This window comes from Shewanella fodinae, from assembly GCF_014651955.1.
Classification (GTDB): domain Bacteria; phylum Pseudomonadota; class Gammaproteobacteria; order Enterobacterales; family Shewanellaceae; genus Shewanella; species Shewanella fodinae.
In genome coordinates this window covers 1-21858 of the sequence record NZ_BMXW01000023.1, presented here as the reverse complement: position 1 = coordinate 21858, position 21858 = coordinate 1, and the positions used below count along the sequence as shown (strand labels likewise).

At 49.4% G+C, this 21858-nt stretch carries 16 protein-coding genes and 1 riboswitch; of the genes, 4 read left to right on the top strand and 12 right to left on the bottom strand.

Features of this window, described 5'->3' with window-relative positions; all coding sequences use genetic code 11:
* Nucleotide 1: 1 nt before the first annotated feature.
* From IE064_RS15980 to nadK, 5 genes are all read right to left on the bottom strand, one after another.
* Nucleotides 2-1381 carry a lactate utilization protein B gene (locus IE064_RS15980; RefSeq protein WP_189618715.1) on the bottom strand — a complete coding sequence of 460 codons (1380 nt, stop codon included), beginning with the start codon at nt 1379-1381 and terminating at the stop codon, nt 2-4.
* Between the two features lie 11 nt (nt 1382-1392).
* Nucleotides 1393-2136 (bottom strand): (Fe-S)-binding protein, encoded by a 744-nt coding sequence (locus tag IE064_RS15975; RefSeq protein ID WP_189618714.1) that lies wholly within the window; start codon nt 2134-2136, stop codon nt 1393-1395.
* Nucleotides 2137-2436: 300 nt separating this feature from the next.
* A complete protein-coding gene (locus tag IE064_RS15970) occupies nt 2437-5241 on the bottom strand; it encodes an FAD-binding and (Fe-S)-binding domain-containing protein (protein WP_189618713.1) in 2805 nt (934 codons plus the stop codon).
* Between the two features lie 82 nt (nt 5242-5323).
* Complete coding sequence (locus IE064_RS15965) at nt 5324-6964, bottom strand: L-lactate permease (RefSeq protein WP_133039235.1); 1641 nt, start codon at nt 6962-6964, stop codon at nt 5324-5326.
* A gap of 582 nt (nt 6965-7546) precedes the next feature.
* The gene (gene nadK / locus IE064_RS15960; RefSeq protein ID WP_133040606.1) at nt 7547-8428 is read right to left on the bottom strand and encodes an NAD(+) kinase; all 882 of its coding nucleotides are present in this window, start codon (nt 8426-8428) and stop codon (nt 7547-7549) included.
* Nucleotides 8429-8529: 101 nt separating this feature from the next.
* Between nadK and grpE the strand changes: the two genes are divergently transcribed.
* Nucleotides 8530-9147, top strand: a complete 618-nt coding sequence (grpE, locus tag IE064_RS15955; RefSeq protein ID WP_133040607.1) for a nucleotide exchange factor GrpE — start codon at nt 8530-8532, stop codon at nt 9145-9147.
* 105 nt (nt 9148-9252) lie between these two features.
* On the opposite strand, the gene IE064_RS15950 is transcribed toward grpE, so the two are convergent.
* The 7 genes from IE064_RS15950 to IE064_RS15920 form a co-directional block, all read right to left on the bottom strand.
* Complete coding sequence (locus IE064_RS15950) at nt 9253-10965, bottom strand: proline--tRNA ligase (protein WP_189618712.1); 1713 nt, start codon at nt 10963-10965, stop codon at nt 9253-9255.
* A 96-nt stretch (nt 10966-11061) separates the two neighbouring features.
* Nucleotides 11062-11718 (bottom strand): acyltransferase, encoded by a 657-nt coding sequence (locus IE064_RS15945; RefSeq protein ID WP_189618711.1) that lies wholly within the window; start codon nt 11716-11718, stop codon nt 11062-11064.
* Complete coding sequence (tsaA, locus tag IE064_RS15940; RefSeq protein ID WP_189618710.1) at nt 11705-12451, bottom strand: tRNA (N6-threonylcarbamoyladenosine(37)-N6)-methyltransferase TrmO; 747 nt, start codon at nt 12449-12451, stop codon at nt 11705-11707. Before tsaA ends, IE064_RS15945 begins: the two co-directional genes overlap by 14 nt.
* Before the next feature lie 10 nt (nt 12452-12461).
* Nucleotides 12462-12839, bottom strand: coding sequence for an Rcs stress response system protein RcsF (gene rcsF / locus IE064_RS15935; RefSeq protein ID WP_133040611.1), 378 nt, complete (start codon nt 12837-12839; stop codon nt 12462-12464).
* 64 nt (nt 12840-12903) lie between these two features.
* On the bottom strand, nt 12904-14181 hold the full coding sequence (locus tag IE064_RS15930) for an amidohydrolase family protein (RefSeq protein ID WP_373295283.1): 1278 nt from the start codon (nt 14179-14181) through the stop codon (nt 12904-12906).
* A complete protein-coding gene (locus IE064_RS15925) occupies nt 14178-17228 on the bottom strand; it encodes an amidohydrolase family protein (RefSeq protein WP_189618709.1) in 3051 nt (1016 codons plus the stop codon). Before IE064_RS15925 ends, IE064_RS15930 begins: the two co-directional genes overlap by 4 nt.
* Before the next feature lie 169 nt (nt 17229-17397).
* Entirely contained in the window at nt 17398-17793 is a 396-nt protein-coding gene (locus IE064_RS15920; protein ID WP_133040613.1) for an H-NS histone family protein, read from the bottom strand.
* 319 nt (nt 17794-18112) lie between these two features.
* Here IE064_RS15920 and IE064_RS15915 point away from each other — a divergent pair, with 319 nt between their 5' ends.
* From IE064_RS15915 to IE064_RS15905, 3 genes are all read left to right on the top strand, one after another.
* Nucleotides 18113-18862: an electron transfer flavoprotein subunit beta/FixA family protein gene (locus IE064_RS15915; RefSeq protein ID WP_189618708.1), complete on the top strand. Its 750-nt coding sequence runs from the start codon at nt 18113-18115 to the stop codon at nt 18860-18862.
* A gap of 1 nt (nt 18863) precedes the next feature.
* Entirely contained in the window at nt 18864-19787 is a 924-nt protein-coding gene (locus IE064_RS15910) for an electron transfer flavoprotein subunit alpha/FixB family protein (RefSeq protein WP_189618707.1), read from the top strand.
* An 82-nt stretch (nt 19788-19869) separates the two neighbouring features.
* A riboswitch (Lysine riboswitch) is annotated at nt 19870-20062 on the top strand.
* A 96-nt stretch (nt 20063-20158) separates the two neighbouring features.
* Nucleotides 20159-21718: a Na+/H+ antiporter NhaC family protein gene (locus IE064_RS15905; protein ID WP_189618706.1), complete on the top strand. Its 1560-nt coding sequence runs from the start codon at nt 20159-20161 to the stop codon at nt 21716-21718.
* Nucleotides 21719-21858: the final 140 nt, after the last annotated feature.

The window sequence follows — 21858 nt, the reverse complement described above, 5'->3', positions numbered from 1 at the left end:
GTTATTTGCTCCTGTTCTTTTTGTACCATGCCTCAAAACTGGAGGCGGGCGCTTTTGGCAATTCACGGTATTTACCCCATGCTCCGGCGAAAGGCTTGAGCAGGCTCCCCGGCAGATAGCGCAGACTGAAGCGCGCCACACTCATGGCACAGTTGAGCAGGGTGGGGCTGGACATCACTTTGCCGACCATTGGCATATAGCCAGCTTTGCCATAAGGCAGCTTGCCAGCCTCGGCTTTTAGACGCCGCTGGTAGGCAATAATGTTGTGTAGCGGTACTTTTGTCGGGCAGACATAGGTGCAGGAACCACACAAGGTACAAGCCCAAGGAATAGTGTTGGTGTCGTCCTGATTAGAACCAACGGCAATACCGATAGGGCCAGGAATAAAATAGTTATAGCTGTAGCCACCACTGCGGCGATAAACCGGGCAGGTGTTCATGCAGCCGCCACAGCGGATACATTTCAGACTTTCAGCCAAGAGTTTATCTTTCAGCATCTCACTGCGACCATTGTCGACGATGATCACGTGCATTTCTCCACCGGGTTTAGGCCCGTGATAGAAACTGCTGTAAGTGGTGATCAACTGACCAATGGCATTGCGCGCCAAAGTACGTAACAGCACTGATGCTGCTTCGTTGTTGGGGATCAGTTTGTCGATCCCCATGGAGTGCAGGGTCAACTTGGGCAGATTGCAACCCATGTCAGCATTACCTTCGTTGGTACAAACCACGATGGCTCCGTCTTCGGCAATAGCCATGTTGACCCCGGTCATCCCCGCATCTGCCGTCAGGAAGTGTTCACGCAAGTGAGCTCGAGCTGAACGGGTCAGATAGGTTGGGTCACTGGCACCTTTTTCGGTGCCGATTTTGTTGTGGAACAGCTCACCCACTTCCTCTTTTTTAAGATGGATGGCGGGCACCACGATATGGGATGGCGGCTGCTTGTTGAGCTGAATGATGCGCTCACCCAAGTCGGTATCGATGACTTCAATCCCTTTACTTTCCAGATAAGGATTGAGATGACATTCTTCAGTCAGCATCGACTTGGATTTCACCAGTTTTTTCACCTGGTGTTTACTGAGGATTTCATGGACGATGCGGTTGTGTTCCTGACCGTCTTTGGCCCAGTGCACAATAATGCCATTTTTCTGGCAATTGGCTTCAAACTGTTCCAGATATTGTGGCAGATGGGTCAAGGTATGCAGTTTGATTTCGGAGCCAAGTGTCCGCAGCTCTTCCCATTCTGGGATGGCCGCTGCGGCACGATCGCGTTTCTGACGCAATAACCACAGGGCTTTGGAGTGCCAGTCTACACGGGCTTCATCTTTGCAAAATATATCGGCCTTTTCGGCGTGGCCAACGCTGGTTTGTGCTTGTGACATCACGTGGCTCCCTAGATAGCGTCGTTGAGGATCTGCGCCAGATGGCGGATTTCAATCGGCAGTTTGTGGCGGCGGATCAGCCCATCCAGATGCATCAGGCAGGAAGGGTCAAAGCCGACGATATATTCTGCCCCAGTTTTGGCATGGGCCTGCGCTTTGTCATTGCCCATTTTCGCCGATACTGCGCCTTCATCCATGGCAAACGTACCACCAAAACCACAGCATTCATCACGCGGTTCCGGATAGAGGATCTCAACCCCAGGGACTTTTTCCAGCAATGCTGCCATTTTGTTGAACCCAGGCTTCATGGATTCACTGGCATTGGCTAATTCCAACATACGCAGCCCGTGGCAGGATAACTGCAGGCTGACTTTATGCGGGAATGCTCGTGGGAAGCTGTCTACTGGCGCCACATCATGTAGGAATTCGGTCAGTTCGTAGAGTTTGTCGATGACCGCCTTGGCTTCAGGGCTATTGTCATATTCGTGGAAATTTTCTTTTGCAGCCACCAAACAAGAGGCCGCCGGGCAGACGATGGCGTCACATTCAACGCCCTTAAAGGCGTTAAGCAGTTTCATCACAGTACTGCGGGCTTCGTTAAAACAGCCTGAGTTGGTCATGGGTTGACCACAGCAGGTCTGTCCTTCCGGCAGTATCACGTCATGTCCCAGTTTTTCTAGTAACTCCGTTGTGGCAATCGCTACCTGTGGCAGCAGCTGATTGACCAGGCAAGGAATAAATAAAGCTATCTTCATGGCGTTTCCTTAGTGCTTTTATCAAGGTTGCTCACATTCGGACCGGTGGCAGTTTGGCTCACTGCTTCAGCTTATGTTGATTGCCGATTACCGTATGCGCTAGCGAATATATACCTTCGGCTAGCAGAGCAACAGTGTCTATTCAGTAAATGACAAAATATATTTTCTCAAAAATGATAAAATATAACTATTTGATTATTATCGTTTATTTTTGATTTATTATTGGTATCTATCCAACGAAATTTTATTACATCACATAAATGAAAAAGGGGAGTAAATACTCCCCTTATTTTCTGCTTATCAGCGGCTGCATTCTTCCAGCAGGTACGCCAGATGGCGGTACGACACACCACTGTGGTGGCTCAATCCCACTTCACACATGCGGTTGGCGTAGTAGCCTTCATTGACCTCCGCTGGCAACAATTTCTTAATGTTGCGCAGGGCTGTGGCATTGATTTCTGGCTTGTACAGACCTTTTTCGCCAGCATAACCACAGCAGTCAATACCTGCGGGTTTTACAATGCTGTCGGCACAGGCTGCTGTGATCGCTTCCATTTTCGGTTCGATATGCATCTTGCGCGCTGAACAACCGAGATGCAGTGCCACCTTAGGTTTTTTGGTCAGCTTCAGCTTTGGCATCACTTCATCGTGGAGGAAGTCCACCAGATCGAGGATCTTAAAGTCTGGGTTGCCTGTCAATGTACGGTAAGTGCACGACAGCGCATCAATCACAATTGGTATTTCACCATTGTTGGAGATTTTCCGCAGTACTTCAATCAGCTCGTCACGTTTACCGTTAGCGTTTTTGAAGTCGCCTTTGGATTCCCACATCTGACCACAGCACAGGCTGCGAGTCTTCGGTGGCGTGATGATATTGTAACCAGCGCGTTCCAGCAGGGTAACCACGACATCCGGCAAGGTACGGTCATCTGGGTCTACTGGTGTTGGGCCAAAGGTACGGCCACCACAGGCGGCAAAGTAAACGACGGTAGGTTGACCTGGTTTTGGCGTAGATGGCTGTGGCAGATTACCGCCTTTCGGGAAATCTGGATTCCAGTAAGGCACTTCGGCTGAAAGCGCCCGGCCAGCTTTCATCATACCACCAGTGATGCTGTCGCCAGTCACTTTATGGATGATGTTGAGAATATTGAAGCCACTGCTTAGCACAGTATTCACGGCGCCCCAGTTTTTTGCTTGGAAATCCAAGACCTTCTGCTGGGTGCTAGTGATATAAGGGGTACGCAGTTTACGTACCAGTTGCCCCATGCTGTTGTCTACTGGACAGGCGATAGTACAAAGTTGGCATGCGGCGCAGGTATCGACCACATCATATTTGGCCGCAACCCTCATCTTTTCTGCCGCTTCTTTGTCACCGGTTTCTTCTAAACGGGCAATTTCACGCAGGGTGGCAATACGTTGTCTAGGGGTCAGATTCAGTGCTGAAGTCGGACAGGTTTTTTCACAGAAACCACATTCAATGCAGCGGTCTACGAAATCATCAACCACCGGGCATGGCTTGATGTTCTTAACGTGAACTTGTTTGTCATCATTGAGGATTACGCCAGGGTTCAGCAGTCCTTGTGGATCGAAGATCTGCTTGATGCTCTTCATCAGTGTGTAAGCTTCATGACCCCATTCCAGTTCCACGAATGGCGCTACGGCACGGCCGGTACCGTGTTCGGCCTTCATTGAACCATCGTACTTGTTGATCACCATGTCAGCGACAGCGTCCATGAAGTCATGGAAGCGAGTGATATCGGCTTCAGAATGGAAGGTCGGCGTAATAATGAAGTGGAAGTTACCCGCCAGTGCATGGCCGTAAATAACCCCTTCATGATAACCAAACTGGTGGAACAGCGCGGTCAGATCATGAGCGCAGCTCGCCAGATGCTCTACTTCTACCGCAATGTCTTCAATGATAACCGAGGTGCCTTTTGGACGCGCACCACCGATAATTGGGAACAGGCCTGAGCGCATTGCCCAGTATTTACCATATACCGCAGGATCAGTACTGAAGGTGATAGGGCGTTCAGTCTCAATGTGTGACAGTTTTTGGATCACGTCCTGCGTGTATTTTTCCAGTGTTTCTTTGTCGTTGGCACGAGACTCAATCAGCAGAATTGCAGAACCTTCCGGCAACTGGCTGAGCCAGTCTGGCATCCCAGGTTTACCGGTAACCGCTTTGATTGAGGCCCAGTCCAGCAGCTCGCCTGCGGCCACACTTTCGCCCTGGATGGGCGGAATGGCGCGAGCGGCATCTTCCATATTGAAGAATACTGCCAGTGCTGAGGCTTTAAATTTGGCTTCATCGACGGTGTGATAGGTCACTTCGTTAACAAAGGCCAGCGTCCCTTCGGCACCGACTAATACGTGGTTGATAATGTCAAACGGGTCTTCAAAATCTACTAGCGAGTTCAGGCTGTAACCTGTAGTGTTTTTAATTGCATATTTTTTGCGAATGCGCGCTGCCAGCGCTTCATTGGCACGCGCCATTTCGCCCAAATTCTTCAGCGATTCTAACAATTCGCCATGCGATTTGCGGAACGCTGCTTTTGATGCGTCAGAGCCGGTGTCCAACTCAGTGCCATCTGCCAAAACCAGTTTGACAGAAGAGATTGTCTGGTAACTGTTTTGTGCAGTACCACAACACATACCAGAAGCGTTGTTAGAAACGATACCGCCCACCATGGCTGATGTCAGCGTTGCTGGGTCAGGGCCAATCTTTTTATTCAGGGGCTTCAATGCCGCATTAGCATCGGCACCAATGACAGCCGCGCCCAACGTCACCTTATTGGCATCGGCACTGATATTAATGGTACGGAAACCATCAAATCCCAGCATTAGCAAAATACCTTCGCCGATCGCTTGACCGGAAAGACTCGTCCCAGCAGCCCGGAAGGTCACCGGTGCTTGATACTGGCGGGCAACTTCTAGGGTCTTTTTCACATCATCGAGCGATTCAGCGTGAACAACCACTTCCGGCACAATGCGGAAATAACTGGCATCAGTCGACCAGGCAAAGCGTCGTACTGGGTCATTACTGACAGCGCGTTCCCCGAGTAGCTGGCGCAGACTTTCAGTTACAGCTTGATAATTGATTGACATAAGACATCTCTTTTGAACATTAACCCACATGAGTTGGCAGGGGCTACGTCGGCCCCTGCTTCCGGTCTGTTATATGTTGTGTTTAAAAACCGCCCCATACGAAGGCGATTGTGCCAGCCAGCAGGGCATAACCCAGCGCTACTGGCATGGTTTTACGAATAATTTCTGATTCACGGCCTGCCATACCTACCACTGTTGCAGCAGCAACCACGTTCATCACACACATCATATTACCAGCGTTTGCGCCCATACCCTGCAACGCAAGGATGAGAGTGTGATTACCGTTGATATTTTCGGCAACACTATACTGCAGACCTGAGAACATCATGTTAGAGAAGGTGGCACTACCTGAGAGGAATGCCCCGAAGATACCCACAATGGGTGCCACCCATTCCCAGATGGAACCGAGGCTAGAACCCAACAGGTTGGCGAGAGCTACTGGCATGGAGGACAAGCCAGCTTCGTTGGCTCCTGAGTTCAAGAAGATTTTCACCATAGGTACGGAGGCACCCAGGGAAATGATGGTTGGGATCATTGATTTGCAGGAAACGGTGACAGAGTTTTTGATGGCATTACCGTTCATACGGAACAGGAAGAACCCCAAAATACATACGGCAACGAAGAATGCACCAGGCGCATACAAGGTGGCAAAACTGGCTTTCAGGCTGGTGCCCATAATGCCGGTAATGCTGATGTTAAAGCCAGCCAACCAAGCTTTCAGCGGTGCCACAGTACGGGACAATACCAGTAAGGCAGCCATAATCAGATAAGGTGTCCAAGCCGCAAATTGACTGAAGTGGGCTTCAGCATGAGCAACGGCTGCACCTTCTTCATTTTCCGCAAAATCATGCCAGGGTTGTTTCGGCAGCAGCCAGCCTTTACGAGCCACTGGGATCACCAGTGCCATACCGACAAGCGCCCCAATCACTGATGGAAATTCTGGACCCGCAAAGTAGTTAATCAGCCATGCCGGTACGGTAAAGGCTAACCCAGCAAACAAGGCAAATTTCCAGATGGCCAGACCTTCTTTAAAGGACTTCTTGCGGCCAAAGAATCCGGTCAGAATCGCCACCATTACCAGCGGGATGAGTGAACCGACAATCAGGTCCATAGAGATCATGTGCATGGCGATGAAGCGACCATAGCCGGCATAGGTTCCACCATGTTCGGCAATCTGAGCTGCTGCCATACTGGTGCCCCCTTGCAGCAGGCCCTGTTCCATACCGAACAGTACCGGCAGACCGATAGCGCCAAATGATACGCATACTGAGTCAGCGATCAGCGCTACCACTGCAGCGGCTACCGGCGGAATACCCAACAGCACCAACAGTGGTGCCGCAATTGCCGCTGGTGTACCAAAACCCGCTGAACCTTCGATAAAAGAACCGAAAAGCCAGCAGATAATAATGACCTGTACCCGTGCGTCGGCACTGATGTTAGTAAAACCTGCGCGGATAGTGTCCATTGCCCCCGAATATTTCAATGTGTTCAACAGGAATACCGCACCAAAGATGATGGTCAGCGGAGTGATGGCGGCCAACAGGCCTTCCACTACTGAAGCTGCCAGCAGATTGGTATCCATGTGCCAGATAAACGCCGCCGCCAAACCAGTGATCACCATAGAGATGGGCATCGCTTTGGACGCTGGCATACGTAACAACACCAGGAACAGCATGACGCTGATTACTGGGCTAAGACTAGCTAGAAGTTGCAGAAAGGTCATGTTTGCCTCTTGTTTTCATGTTGCTTGTAGTTGTTGTCATTATTCCGGTCTGCTCCCCCAAATGGATGTCAGCCGGTTATTTAGTTATGTGTGGATAATCTTTGCTAATTCTTGCAGCGTCAACATGATCTGGATCATCTAGAAGCAGCTGAAGAAAGGCATTTTGCGGCTATGAGAACTTACGCAGGAAAGCAATTGTATTATTTGTGATTAATATCACAAGTGTTTTTAATAGATAATGCTGTAAAGGAATGATGTTTTGATTATTTATGTGGCATTTTCATTTATAAGCATTATTTCATCTGTTTTTGAAAGTTATTGATCTGATTTTTTCACCATTGATTAAAAGTTCGGATTTATTAAGTAAAAACTAATGTGATGGTTATCACATTAGTCAATGCTAAATAAGTATAAAACATAAGCAAATGTAAATGTAGCTTTAAAAACAGATGGTTAACAGCAGGTTAAAAAGGCGGAGCGAGATGTCGATGATTGGCGTATGAAACTTTAAAAAAAGTCATTTTATGAAATAAAGTATCAAAAGTGTTAGTAACTGTCAGATTTTCTATCGGAAAACAGCAATTAAAATAGCTTACTGCCCCAACCAAGTTTATGTCGTAACACATGGAAATAGTTATACCCCTTCGGATGGATCAGTTTCAGTTGCTCACTCGTATTGCGCCGAATGATAATTTCATCGCCGGGCATGACTGCCAGCGTCACATGACCATCACAGCCTACTTCCAGTGTTTCGCCATTATCGGGTGATACCAATAGTTTAATGGTACTAGAGGCATCGACAACAATGGGACGACAGGACAGTGTATGTGGGAACATGGGCACAAGGATTAGCGCTTCCAAATTGGGGGTAAGGATAGCGCCGCCAGCAGACAACGCATAAGCGGTTGACCCGGTGGGGGTGGAGACAATCATACCGTCAGCGCGTTGGCTGTACATGAATTGATCGTCGATATACACCTCGTATTCAATCATATGCGCGATTTTACCTGGGTGCAGTACCGCCTCGTTTACGGCGGTGTTAGACGCTTTCAGTTCCCCATGACGGTGAACTTCTGCCTCTAACAAAAAACGATGTTCAGTTTCATATTCGCCTTTTAATACTTTGGCGAGTGATTCCTCAAAGGCATCTGGCGGCAAGTCAGTCAGAAACCCCAAATGCCCACGGTTGACACCGATAACTCCAATATCATATTTGGCCAGCACCCGTGCCGCTCCCAGCATATTGCCATCGCCACCGACCACAATCGCCAGATCACAGCGTTCGCCAATTTCCAGTAAATCGACGGCTTCTACCCCCTGACCAAGTTCGGACGCGACACGTTCTTCAACCAAAACTTGATGATGGCGAGCCTGCAGCCAGTGCAACAAACGTTTGAGTGTCTGGGTCGTGCCTTGATGGTGTGGTTTGCCTATCAGACCGATAGTGTGGAATTCGGAGAGCATACTTTTTGGAAGCCCAGGGTTGAAACAGCGAAATTGATCCCCATAATATGCGCAGAGTATGCAGAAACAAAGCATTTAAAGCATTTTTAGCCGGAGTGAAAATGAGCAACGAATCACATAAAGCAGAACCAGTGCAGATGGATGAAACAGTCGCTGCGCCAAGTCATGCCGCAGACGCACAGGCGGCAGATGCCAGTGTGGTGGATGAACTGACCCAGGCCAACTTCCGTATTGAAGAACTGGAAAAAGCATTAGCTGAAGCCCAGGCAAAAGTTCTGGAGCAGCAAGACTCAGTGATACGTGCTGCTGCCGAAGCCGACAATGTCCGTCGCCGTGCGGCACAGGATGTAGAAAAAGCCCATAAGTTTGCTCTGGAAAAATTCGTTAACGAGCTGCTGCCAGTGATCGACAATATGGAACGTGCTTTGGTGGGGGCGGATAAAGCCGATGAGACCACCAAAGCCATGTTTGAAGGGGTGGAATTGACCCAGAAAACGCTGTTGGCCGCCGTGGAAAAATTTGGGGTGAAGCAGGTGGATCCGTTAGGCCAACCATTTAACCCGGAACAGCATCAGGCCATTGGCATGCAGCCCAGCGCAGAGCATCCTGCCAATAGCGTGATGTTGGTGATGCAGAAAGGTTATCTGCTGAATGATCGGCTGTTGCGCCCAGCCATGGTGATGGTGTCTCAAGGCGGTGGGGTTGATACCCAGGCTTGATGCTTATCGTCGAATAAAAAAACGCAGCTTAGGCTGCGTTTTTTTATGAGTGAAACCGGCATTAGCGCTTAGGGTTCCCCGGCCAACCGGGGAACGGCATTCGGCTTAAATTGCCGTGTTTTTGATGAAATCGACAATCTCCGCCATCGGGATTTCTTGCTTTTCCCCGGTACGGCGATTTTTATACTCAAATACCCCGGCGTCAATATTGCGGTCGCCAATCACGATAGTATGTGGGATACCCAGCAGTTCCATATCGGCAAACATCACCCCTGGACGCTCTTTACGATCATCAAACAGCACTTCAATCCCTGCGGCCTGCAGATCTTTATAAAGCTGTTCGGCGATGTCTGTGACCCGATGTGACTTGTGCATGTTCATCGGCAGAATGCCCACTTTGAACGGCGCAATCGCATCTGGCCAAATAATACCGCGATCGTCATGATTCTGTTCAATTGCAGCCGCTACGATACGACTAACGCCGACACCATAACAGCCCATCAGCATGATTTGTGATTTGCCATTTTCATCAAGCACGGTGGCGTTCATCGCTTGTGAATAACGGGTACCGAGCTGGAAGATATGGCCCACTTCGATGCCACGGGCAAAAGCATAAGTGCCTTTACCATCCGGGGTGGCTTCACCTTCAACCACGTTACGAATATCAAATGCCTGTGGCAGGGTAACATCCCGTTCCCAGTTGATATTGAAATAGTGCTTACCATCAAGGTTAGCACCTGCGCCAAAATCACTCATCACGGCAACTGCGTGATCAATATACAGTGGCATTTTCAGCTTAACAGGACCAAGGGAACCTGGGCCGGCACCAATGGCCGCTCGGATTTCCGCTTCAGTGGCAAATTCCAGTGGAGCCAAAACTCCCGGTAATTTGCTGGCCTTCACTTCGTTCAGCTCGTGATCGCCACGCACCATCACTGCGATCAATGGGGTTTCTTCACTGTCACCCCGGACGATCAATGTTTTAGCGGTTTTTTCGATGGCGAGGCCAAACTGATTAACCAGCTCTTCAATCGTTTTGGCATTGGGAGTATCCACCAATTGCATTGCTGCTGTGGCTGCTGCGCGAGTGGTGGTGGGTAGTGGTGATTCGGCTTTCTCAATATTGGCGGCGTAATCGCTGCCGGTTGAGTAGGCAATCAAGTCTTCACCGCTTTGCGCCAGCACATGGAACTCATGGGACATGCTGCCACCGATAGAACCAGTATCGGCCAGCACCGGACGAAACTCTAAGCCCATGCGTGACATGATATTGCAGTAGGCGGTGTACATGGCGTGGTAGGTATCATCCATGGTCTGTTGATCCAGATGGAAAGAGTAGGCATCTTTCATCAGGAACTCACGGGCACGCATTACCCCAAAACGTGGTCGCACTTCGTCACGGAATTTGGTCTGGATCTGGAACAGGGTCAGTGGCAACTGCTTATATGAACTGATCTCTTTGCGGATCAGGTCGGTGATCACTTCTTCGTGTGTCGGGCCGAGGACAAAATCACGGTTATTACGGTCAACAAAACGCAGCAGTTCTGGACCAAACTTATCCCAACGACCACTTTCGACCCACAGGTCGCCCGGCTGCACCATTGGCATCAGGATTTCGATGGCTCCGGCTTTTTCCATCTCTTCGCGCACGATGGCTTCGACTTTACGCAGTACGCGCAAACCTGATGGTAACCAGCTGTATAGGCCAGAAGCGTTACGGCGGATCATCCCCGCGCGCAGCATAAGTTGATGACTAACCACTTCTGCGTTGGCAGGAGTTTCCTTTTGAGTTGATAGTAGGTATTGGCTGATTCGCATTTACCCAGGACCCCATGAAATTGAATGGCCGACATTTTATCACCTGCTCTGATGATGTCACGCTACCGCTGCGGGTAAATCCACAATTTTATGCTTTCAGTCCAGTGGTGAATCGATATTACTGCCCGTCAGGGGTTTTTGCCGCCGATCGCCTATGATAACCGCCGGGTTGCCAGCCACAATGGCCCACGCAGGTACATCTTTGGTGACGATAGCGCCCATACCGATAACCGCACCATCACCAATGGTCACGCCATCGACAATCCCTACTTGCGCGCCCACCCAGACGTCTCGACCGATAACGATGCCGCGGGATTGGCTGCTTTGGCGATATATTGGCATATCCGGTGCCATGCCGTGATTGAAGGCATAGAGGGTGACATTGTTGGCAATACGGGTCTGGTTGCCGATCACAATGCCTTTGCTGCCGCCATCCAGTGAGCAGCTGTGATTGATACTGACTTCGTCACCTAAAGCGACAGGTCCATGAATAAAACAGTTAGCGGCGATCATGCACTGCTTGCCAATGGTTATGGGGCGACCGGGTTCAGCAAACAGTGCTGCCTCGGGGGCAATAAAACAGTTCTCGCCAATGGTGATAGTTTCCAGTGCCGTGAGTTGTTGCTGAACTTGTTGTTGCCACGGTGCAGCCCACAGCAGGTGTTTGGGTTTTAGCCGATACCAAAGCCAGGGCATCCATGACAATCGCTTTTTATGCTGTGCCTGCATGGCTTCAGCGCTAGACGGTAGCATCGCAGTTTTGTTCCTGTCGCTTGGCGGGGGCTGGTTGTAGTGCCACCACTTCAATCCCCGCAGCGGTGGCATACCAGAAGATATCGAGATCGTATAATGCCACCTGATAGCGTTTCGGGTCGTCTTTTGCTTTTTTGTAGGCGGGTCGTGGATCTTGCGCTAACACTGCAATAATTAACTGTTTAAGGCCAGGATACCGTGCACTGATGCTAGCGATTTGGGCATCTGCGTCTGCGCTAAAACTGACATTCACTTGTTCTGGAGCTTGCTGGGCAATGCCGCCTAAGGCGTCAGGAATCGCATCGGAAAATGGAATGTAGGGTTTGATGTCAATAACCGGCGTGCCATCCAACAGGTCCATGCCGGAAATTTCCAATACCACTTTGCCTTTTTGCTGATGCACTGCGTGTAATTTCACTACTGACTGACCAATCCCGTTCGGGCGGAAAGTGGAGCGGGTGGCGAATACGCCGAGTTTCTCATTGCCGCCAAGCCGTGGCGGTCGCACTGTGGTTTTCCAGCCTTGTGCCAGATTTTCGTGGAAACAAAACAGTAGCCACAGATGGGAATATTGTTCCAGTCCTCTTACGGCATCGATATGGTTATAGGGCGGCACCAGTTCCACATAACCCCTGACAAAGTCTACCAGCCCTGGTTGTCTGGGGATGCCAAATTTCTGCTTATAAGGCGTTCGGCATACGGCAACGGCTGCGATTTTGTTTTCAAACTGCATAAAGGAAAGTTCAGTTCTTTTGGTGCAGACGGATAGCTTGGCCAACACAAATAGCGCTGCTGTAACATCCTTTCCCAGGTTCTTTCAGTTCAGTGCAGCTTTTGATAATCAGTCCATTAGCTTTAATATCGGCGGCTTTACGGCGCGCATCGGTGCGTGCATCCGCTAAACTGGCAGGCACACCATTTTCTTCCATCTGACAAGCACTGCCTTCTACCAACCCTAAAGTATCGTAAGCCACTGTTGGCTGACTATGATCAAACAGTTGCACTTCGGAAGGTTTGAAGTATTCCTTGAACGCCTTACGGTCGAGGTTGGAATTGAAGGTATAATCGCTGCCACAGGCGCATAGCATTGCTGCCAGTGGAAAAATAACCAGTTGTTTCATGGTCGTACCTTATGGATAGAGGGCGGATTACGTCCTGCAATGGTGCAGGACGATTAGGCTGATTCTATCGCTTGAGGTACTTTTGATAAAGCTGACGATGACGATTATTCAGATCAACTTGCCGTCCATCGATATATAACGCGTCAATTTTACTGGTCATCGGGTCGAGAATGTCGCCATCACTTACCACTAGACTGGCATCATAGCCTTCAACTATTGCACCGAGTCCATTGGCGCCTAGTAACTGGGCCGCGTCATAAGTGATGGCTTTTAAAGCTTCTTCTTGGGTCAATCCCCATGCGACCGTTTGCGCTGCCGCTAACGGTAAATTACGGCTATCCCAGTCATCGCTAAAGCCAATGGCAAACGGGATGCCTACTTTTTTCAGCAATCCCGGAATTTTAAAGGCTTGTGCTATTGGGTCGTCGGTTCGCTCTGGTAGATCCAGACAATGGGTATAGATAACGGCAGCATGGAGTTCGTTCAACATATCAGCTAGGCGCCAGGCATCGTAGCCGCCTACAATAACCAGTGGCAACTGGTATTGGCGGGCCAAAGCTGCGGCTTCTTCAATAGCCTGCTGCTGATCGGCATGGACAAACAGTTTGCCATTCCCCTTGAACAGCGGCTCAAGTGCCTGCCAGCGAATATCCTCTTTTTGATGTGGTTTACCGGTAATGCTTAGCTGATAGCGGTACGCCGCATTAAAGTGTTGTTTAATGCGTTTGACGGCTTGTTGATAGGCCTCGGCTGCTTTCTTAGTGCGTTCGCTATCAGCATAAACCCTAGGTAACTCAGGCCAGTACAGGTGATATTGCGCAGTGGCGGCATGTGTGGCGTCTTCAATGGTCCAGGCATCTAAGTTGACCAATACCGATTGCCCTGCCAAGCCATCACCTCGAGGCGTGCTTTGGGCGTGGGTGATACCGTTGGCCCTGACTGTTGGCAGCAGTTCTGAATCGGGATTGTAGGCGGCTGCGGCCAGTAATTGTGGATTATCATCACCGACATCACTGGTATCGTTGGTGGAACGAACCATAGAGATTTCGGTGAGTCCTAACGTGGTATCAAGGGCTATCAGCCCCGGATAGACATGTTTATCTGTCAGATCTACCACAGTGGCGCTAGCGTCTGTTAAGTGACTGCCAATGGCTTTGATTTTTCCGTTTTCAAGTAATAAGTCTGTGTGTGGCAAGGTGCCATTCAGCACTGTGTGTACCGTAGCGTTTTTCAGCAAGGTGGCAGCTTGTGGCTTCGCTGCCGGTACCATGTCATAGGCAAACGCCGTACTGCAGCAAGTGCTTAAGAGCGTCAGGAACAGCGTACGTTGAATAATGTTCACAGGGCATGCTCCTTCTGACGGTTCCAAGCATTGTATTCAGTATCACAGTGCCACATCGGTTCCTGTTCTAGCGCTGATTGTTCACCTCGCTTGCGCTCTTCACTGCTGTGCAACACTTTCTGGATCAGCGCTTCGCGTTCTTCGGCAATGGCTTGCGTTTTCTGGGCATCCTGTTGCCGGTCAAAGTAGCGTTTACCGTTAATCCACACCGCCTCAGTCTTGGCGTAGGCGGACAGTGGATTATGATCCCACAGCACTAAATCCGCCTGTTTGCCGACTTCTATTGAACCGGTGACATCATCCACGCCCAGTTGCTTGGCTGGGTTGATGGTGACCATCTTCCAGGCATCTTCTGCTGACATGTTGCAATACTTAATCGATTTGGCAGCCTCTTGATTCAGCCGTCGTTGCATCTCATTGTCGTCTGAGTTAATGGATGTGAGCACTCCATGCTGTTGTAGCAAGCAGGCATTTTGTGGAATGGCGTCATAGACTTCAAATTTATAGGCCCACCAATCCGCAAAGGTGGATGCTCCGGCTCCATGCGCCGCAAGTTCTGGCGCAACTTTGTAACCTTCCAGTACATGGGTGAAAGTTTTCACTTTGAAGTCATAGGCTTCTGCCAGACGCATAAACATCAGAATTTCAGACTGGACATAGGAGTGAATGTGCACATCGCGCTCGCCCTTTACCACTTCAGCAACTGTCTCCATGCGGTAGTCTGGTCGAGGCTCCAGTGTTTTACGCTTATCGCGGGAACGAAGTTCGGCATATTCCTGGCGTCTGGCGTCGTAATCAAGCGCCGCGTTAAAGGTATCCGTAAACAGGGTTTGTACTCCCATGCGGCTCTGTGGGAACCGTTTGTTATAGTTTTCACCCCAGTTGCTTTGTTTGACGTTTTCTCCTAATGCAAACTTGATCCCTTTATTAGCTTCCTTAAATTTCAGACCTTCAGCGGTTTCGCCCCAACGTAATTGGATCACTTGCGCTTGCCCACCGATAGGATTAGCACTGCCATGCAGCAGATTAGCAGTAGTGACACCTCCCGCTAAGGACCGATATATCGCAATGGCATTGGGATCGATAACATCGCCGATGCGCACTTCGGCGGTGACGGCTTCAGAGCCTTCATTAACGCCGCCGTTGATGGCAATATGCGAGTGCTCGTCAATGATACCGGCTGTTAGATACTTACCATTGGCATCAATCACTTGATAATGCGATGGGGTTGCCAACTGTTGGCCGATGCGTTCAATTTTGCCGTTGGCTATCAAGACATCGGTGTGTTGTAAAATCCCTGCGGCAGCAGAGGTCCAAACGGTGGCATTCTGGATGTGGAGCTTTTCCGTGACAGGCAGAGAGTCTACGCCAAATGCCTGTATCGGCGTCACTTGATGGCCTAAGTAGTTGACATCTTTCGGTGTCTCATGCGCAGTGGCCGGTGTTGGCATGGCGACTATTTGGCCGTTCACTGGTTCTACTTTTCCATCGGCTAATAACAAGCGGCCTCGAATACCTTCGTTATCCCGCCACAGCGTAAAGCGACTGATGCCCGGCAAGCCGGCGCTACTGAGATCTGACGTGAAATTCAGCCGCTGCTCATCGGCATCAATTGCAGTAATCGCGAGTTCTTTATCACCACTGATGAAACTGCCACGGGATTTATCTGCCGTGCTATCTGGCATTGTCAGCGACAGATCCAGCTCCATCTGCGCAAAACGCAGTTTGTAATCCCCGTGCCAGCGGTAGCTTTTCGGGCGTAAAGCGTGTTCTTTTCCTTGTAACCAGACACTGACGATTTTGCCGTCCACAAAGGGATTGCCTTGGGTAATGACCAAGTCCGCCATATATCCGGGTGCCAGCTTTCCGGCAACATTCGCAATACCGGCAAGTTCTGCAGCCTGAGTGGTTAGGGCGGTGAGGGCCTGTTTCTCAGTTAATCCGGCGGCTACTGCCATTTTTAAGCGTGGCCAGAAAGCGTTAGCTTCAATGCCGTGTTGTGTCAGCGCAAACGGAATATTCGCCGCGGCTACCGCCACAGGATTAGCTGGCGCGCGTTCCCAATGACGTAGTTCAGACAGTGTCACATTAGCGGCTGCCGTTTCGTTGCTGACATCAGGGGCTGCTGGAAAATTTAGCGGCAGTATTAACTGCGGATGATAGGCGGCCAGTTCGCTGATACGGGCATATTCTTCACCGCTGCCCAACAATTGCACCTTTAGCCCTTGCTGTTTCAATAGCTTGGCCGCACGTAATTCACTATTAAGATTGCCGCTATTAAATATCACGCCCTGTTCTTTAATATTGCGTAAGCGTTCTAATGCAATATTAAAATCTGGTGCTTTAACATCATCGGGATAATCTTTTACTTTTGCAAGGCTGTCATTATACCAGCGTGCATCGCTGAAGGTTTGACGGATAAGCGCGATACTCCCCATCAATGATGTGGGGTAATCTTGGGGAGAACTTCCCTTATTGAACGCCATAAACTGTTTGCCACGAGCGTTATAAATTATCTCGTTTGCTTTCTTATCCGCCAGAGATAATGTCACTGCAGTACCTTGGAATATTCCATCAAGGTGAGCACTTTGAACGCTGGTGAATCCGTTATTCATCCAATTCTCTGCCGCCTTGGGATCTGGATAAACCTTGGAAAACCACTCTTTTTCTGCGTGAATAGCACCATTGGCGGCGTTACCCCCGATGCGTTTAATGTTATATACCGGAGGTTGGGCTTTAGCAGAATTTTGTGGCAGTTCAATGCCATATTCAGCATAAGGATCGATAAAACCCGGATAAATCCGCAAGCCAGAAAGATTTATTTCAAAGGCATTCTGAGGAATATTATTTTCCGGAAGAATCGCTTTAATGCGGTTATTCTCTAACAGTAGTGTTGCGTTAGATAATTCACTCCCTGGTGCGAGTATCAATGTCGCATGAGTCAGTGCGGTAAGGGTGGGAGTGTTATCTGTTAACTGGCTTTCTCCGGCCTGAGTTGTCAGGCAGGCTAGGGTGCAGAGACCTGCGGTGAAAGTCTTATAATTCATGAAGGTTCAAACCTTTCCTAGACTTGAAGGGCTGAACTAACGTTAACGTAGATAATGTGTAAACACCAATAGCGAATTGTAAGGCTTTTTAAAATATATTGTATCTTGACTATCAAATACCGAAACAAAAAAGCCCCTGAGACAGGGGCTTTTAAAATCAACTGTAGTTTCAGTCGATCAGGAAATCGTCCATGGAGCGGCCTTTTTCCACTTCATTTTTGAATACGGTTGGCATACGTCCCTGACCTGTCCAGGTAACAGTTTCACCATCGATTTCAATTTTGTATTTAGGTGGACGTGGTGCGCGTTTTTTAACCGGTTTTGCAGCAGCAACTACCCCCAGATCTTCAACAGAAAGACCTACTGATTCCATTTGTTGCCGGATTTCTTCAATTTTAGCCAGACGATCAGCTTGTGCTTTAGCTTCTTCAGCGGCTTCTTCTTCACGCTCAGCCACAATCTTTTCCAGTTTATTTGCTAGATCACGTAGTTCTTCCACGCTTAGATCTTTGACAGCAGCCTTAAAGCGGCGGGCGTGAGTCAATATTTCGAGAAATTCGCTCATAATTATTTTGATTCCACTCTATATAGAACTTGGGATTAATATGACACCAGCACGAATAATAGAAACATTATTTAAATGGATCAAATGAATTTCCGTTCATTCTTAGTTTTTTTTAATTTCCAATATAACTAAGTCAATATTTAGGTCACTTATTAGAAATAAATAAGATAATAAGTCAAAAGATTGTCGTCTAAACACTCGTTTAAATCAGTTGACGTGAACGTAAACGTAGCATAGAGTTGCAGCAACTATAGAGTCATCTATAAAGGTGGCTTCTTACATATTAGAAATCTGTTACGAGTGCAGCAAAGGAAGTCCTATGAAAGTAATGGTACCCGTAAAAAGGGTGGTGGATGCCAATGTCAAGATCCGTGTAAATGCGGAACATACCGCAGTGGACACCGCTAATCTAAAAATGGCTTTGAATCCCTTCTGCGAAATCGCGGTGGAAGAAGCCGTAAGACTGAAAGAAGCGGGTAAAGCTGATGAAGTTGTAGTGGTGAGCATTGGTCCCAAAGTGGCGCAGGAACAACTGCGTACAGCTATGGCATTGGGGGCTGACAGAGCCATTCTGGTTGAAACCGATGAACCTATGCTCCCTTTATCCGTTGCCAAGATACTGCTGGCAGTGCAGGCGCGCGAACAGGCTGAATTGATCCTGATGGGTAAGCAGTCAATTGATGGCGACAATAATCAGACTGGACAGATGTTGGCCGCTTTAGCCGATATGCCGCAAGCCACTTTTGCCTCTATGGTTGATATCACGGATGGGCAACTGACTGTTAGCCGTGAAATCGACGGCGGAATACAGCAACTGCAACTTCCTTTGCCTGCCGTGGTGACCGCCGATCTGCGACTCAATGAACCGCGTTATGCATCGTTGCCAAATATTATGAAAGCAAAGCGCAAACCGCTTGATACGCTTACGGTCGCTGAACTTGGTGTGACCTTGAAACCACATCAGCAGATACTCGCTGTGACGCCTCCTGCAGAGCGCAAAGCCGGTGTAATGGTTGCCTCGGTAGAGGAACTGGTAGACAAATTGAAGAATGAAGCAAAGGTGATCTGACATGACCGTATTAGTAATTGCAGAACATGATAATGTCAGTCTCAAATCAGAAACCGCCAAAGTGATCGCGGCAGCAGCGAGTCTGGCGGGTGATATTGATGTGCTGGTTGCTGGGAGCGCTTGTGCGGCGGTTGCTGAGTCCGTTGCCAAGTTGCAAGGCGTTAGTCGCGTGTTAGTGGCGGATAATCCGGTATATAAGGCGCAACTGGCTGACAATCTAGCTAAGCTGGTGGTGGGACAGGCATCGGGGTACAGCCATATTTTCGCTGCCGCAACCTCCACGGGAAAAGATCTATTGCCCCGCGTAGCAGCTTTGCTGGATGTGGCGATGATATCGGAAGTGGTCAAAATCGAAGACGCAGATACTTTTGTTCACCCGATTTACGCCGGGAATGCGTTGGAAAAAGTTAAAAGTCTCGATGCAGTGAAAGTTGCAACGGTACGCGCCAGTGCTTTTGATGCGGTGCCGGCAACCGCTAATGCCGCGATAGTGGCTTTAGATGTTGTGATAAATTCGGTGTGCAGTGAGCTGGCGCACACCACCGTGGCATCTGAGCGTCCTGAATTGGGGAATGCCAGAGTGATTGTATCTGGTGGTCGGGCGCTAGGCAGTGCCGACAACTTTGCCATGCTGGAAACGTTGGCGGACAAACTCGGTGGTGCGGTAGGCGCTTCTCGCGCAGCCGTGGATGCTGGCTATATCAGCAATGATTTGCAGGTGGGACAAACCGGTAAAATCGTTGCACCTGAGCTTTATATTGCGGTGGGGATCTCTGGAGCCATTCAGCATCTGGCGGGTATGAAAGATTCGAAAGTTATTGTGGCGATTAATAAAGATCCACAGGCACCTATTTTCCAGGTGGCAGATTATGGTCTGGAAGCTGATCTGTTCGAGGCGGTGCCAAAATTGGTAGAGTTGATTTAATTCAGCTTCTGCGTCAGGATAGGCAGCTATGGGCAGCACCATCGCTGCCTTTTTTGTTTTCTGCCTCGCGCCAAACGGCGTTCTGAGAAGTAGAGGCGCGCCTGATATGAGTAACGACAAGCAGGGTGATACCGTTTGATGTGTCGTGAAAGGATCCGGTGCCGAAACAGCTGGAACCATCAATTCCGTTGTTGGGGCTGTTCCCGAACAGGGACAGCACTGCCATGGTGGGCTAGAAATAGCTGGATTAACTGCCGTGGAGCGCTACTGAAAAGAAGTCGGTCTTTGATGATCGGCCAGGTACACGGGACGATACTGTCTGTTGTGTGCCTTTTTGTGCCTCCGCCGGTCACACAAGAATATATTAGAAAATGACAGTACTCAGTTATGCCGATTCGGCACTTTCGTTATTGCCGCCTGTGGTGGCTATCTTGTTGGCGATTCTCACCCGTAAAGTACTGCTATCGCTTGGCGTTGGCATTCTAATCGGTACATTTTTGCTGAATCAGTGGTCTATTCACGATTCTGCGCTGTATCTGGCCGAAAAGGTCTCTGGCCTGTTTTGGAGCGATGGTGCCATCAATAGTTGGAACCTATACATTCTGGGCTTTCTACTAGTCCTCGGCATGATCACCGCGCTGATAACCGTCAGTGGTTCCGCTCGCGCCTTTGCGAACTGGGCTAAGCAACATATCCGCAAACGTCGCGATGCTAAATTGCTGACCATGTTTCTGGGATGTGTGGTGTTTATTGATGATTATTTTAACAGCCTAGTCGTTGGCAGTATCTGTAGGCCGTTGACTGATCGCTATTACATTTCCCGCGCAAAGCTGGCTTATTTGCTGGATTCTACCGCCGCACCCGTGTGTGTGATTTCTCCAGTATCGAGTTGGGGGGCGTATATCATCGCCTTAATTGGCGGAATTCTGGCGACACATGGCATGGCGTCAACCGGGCATCTCACCGCTTTCGTCGAGATGATCCCAATGAACTATTACCCTTTATTTGCGTTATTGCTGCTGTTATTTGTGGCCCTGTTTGAACTGGATGTTGGTCCCATGCGTCGCCACGAACTCAACGCTCGTAAAGGGCAATTGTACGATGATAGTAAAGGCGTTCCGCCTGGGGCGACCGCCGAGTTGGCGGAAGCGGATAGTGGCGAAGTCGGTGGCTTGTTTATCCCCATTTCGGTTTTGGTCGTTGCCACCTTATATTTTATGGTAAGCAGTGGCTCCTCTGTGTTGTCTAGCGAAGGCAAAACGTTTTCGCTGATTGGGGCATTTGAAAAGACCGATGTCAGTGCGTCGTTATTCTTCGGTGCGCTCTTGGGGTTGGCAACCACGCTGTTGCTGGCGTTTCGTCAAAAACTACCGCTGCGGGATATTGCTGTTGGGCTGTTTGTCGGTGCGAAATCGATGCTCCCGGCGATTTATATCCTGATGTTTGCTTGGACTATTTCTGGTGTTATTGGGCAGTTAGAAACCGGTAAATTCATGGCGAGTCTTGCAAGTGGCAATATTCCATTTGCGCTGTTACCCGCAGTGTTATTTGTGTTGGCTGGACTGACGGCGTTTTCTACCGGGACCAGTTGGGGGACGTTTGGCATCATGCTGCCCATTGCCGCCGATATGGCGATGGGCAGTCATCAAAGTATGATGTTGCCGATGATGGCGGCAGTGTTATCTGGATCAGTGTTTGGTGACCATTGCTCACCGATTTCCGATACAACAATTTTGTCGTCTACTGGCGCTAGCTGCCACCATATTGATCATGTCACCACCCAGTTGCCTTACGCATTGCTGGTCGCGTTTATTTCGCTTGGCGGCTATCTGGTGATGGGGTACACCGAGTCAGTTGTCTTGGGGCTGTTGTGTTGCCTGGTACTCTTTGTAGCGGGATTGTTCTGGTTCAGAAAACGCGCAGACAGCTAGCCTTTGAATAATAAAAATGTATGGTCCGCCTCGTTGTTGCAAGCATAAAATTCAATGACGAGGTGGGTCTGCGCTAATGTATTCGGAGTCTCTGTTGGAGGCTCTCGCCTACCGCTCCACGATGAGTTCCGCGCCGGAAT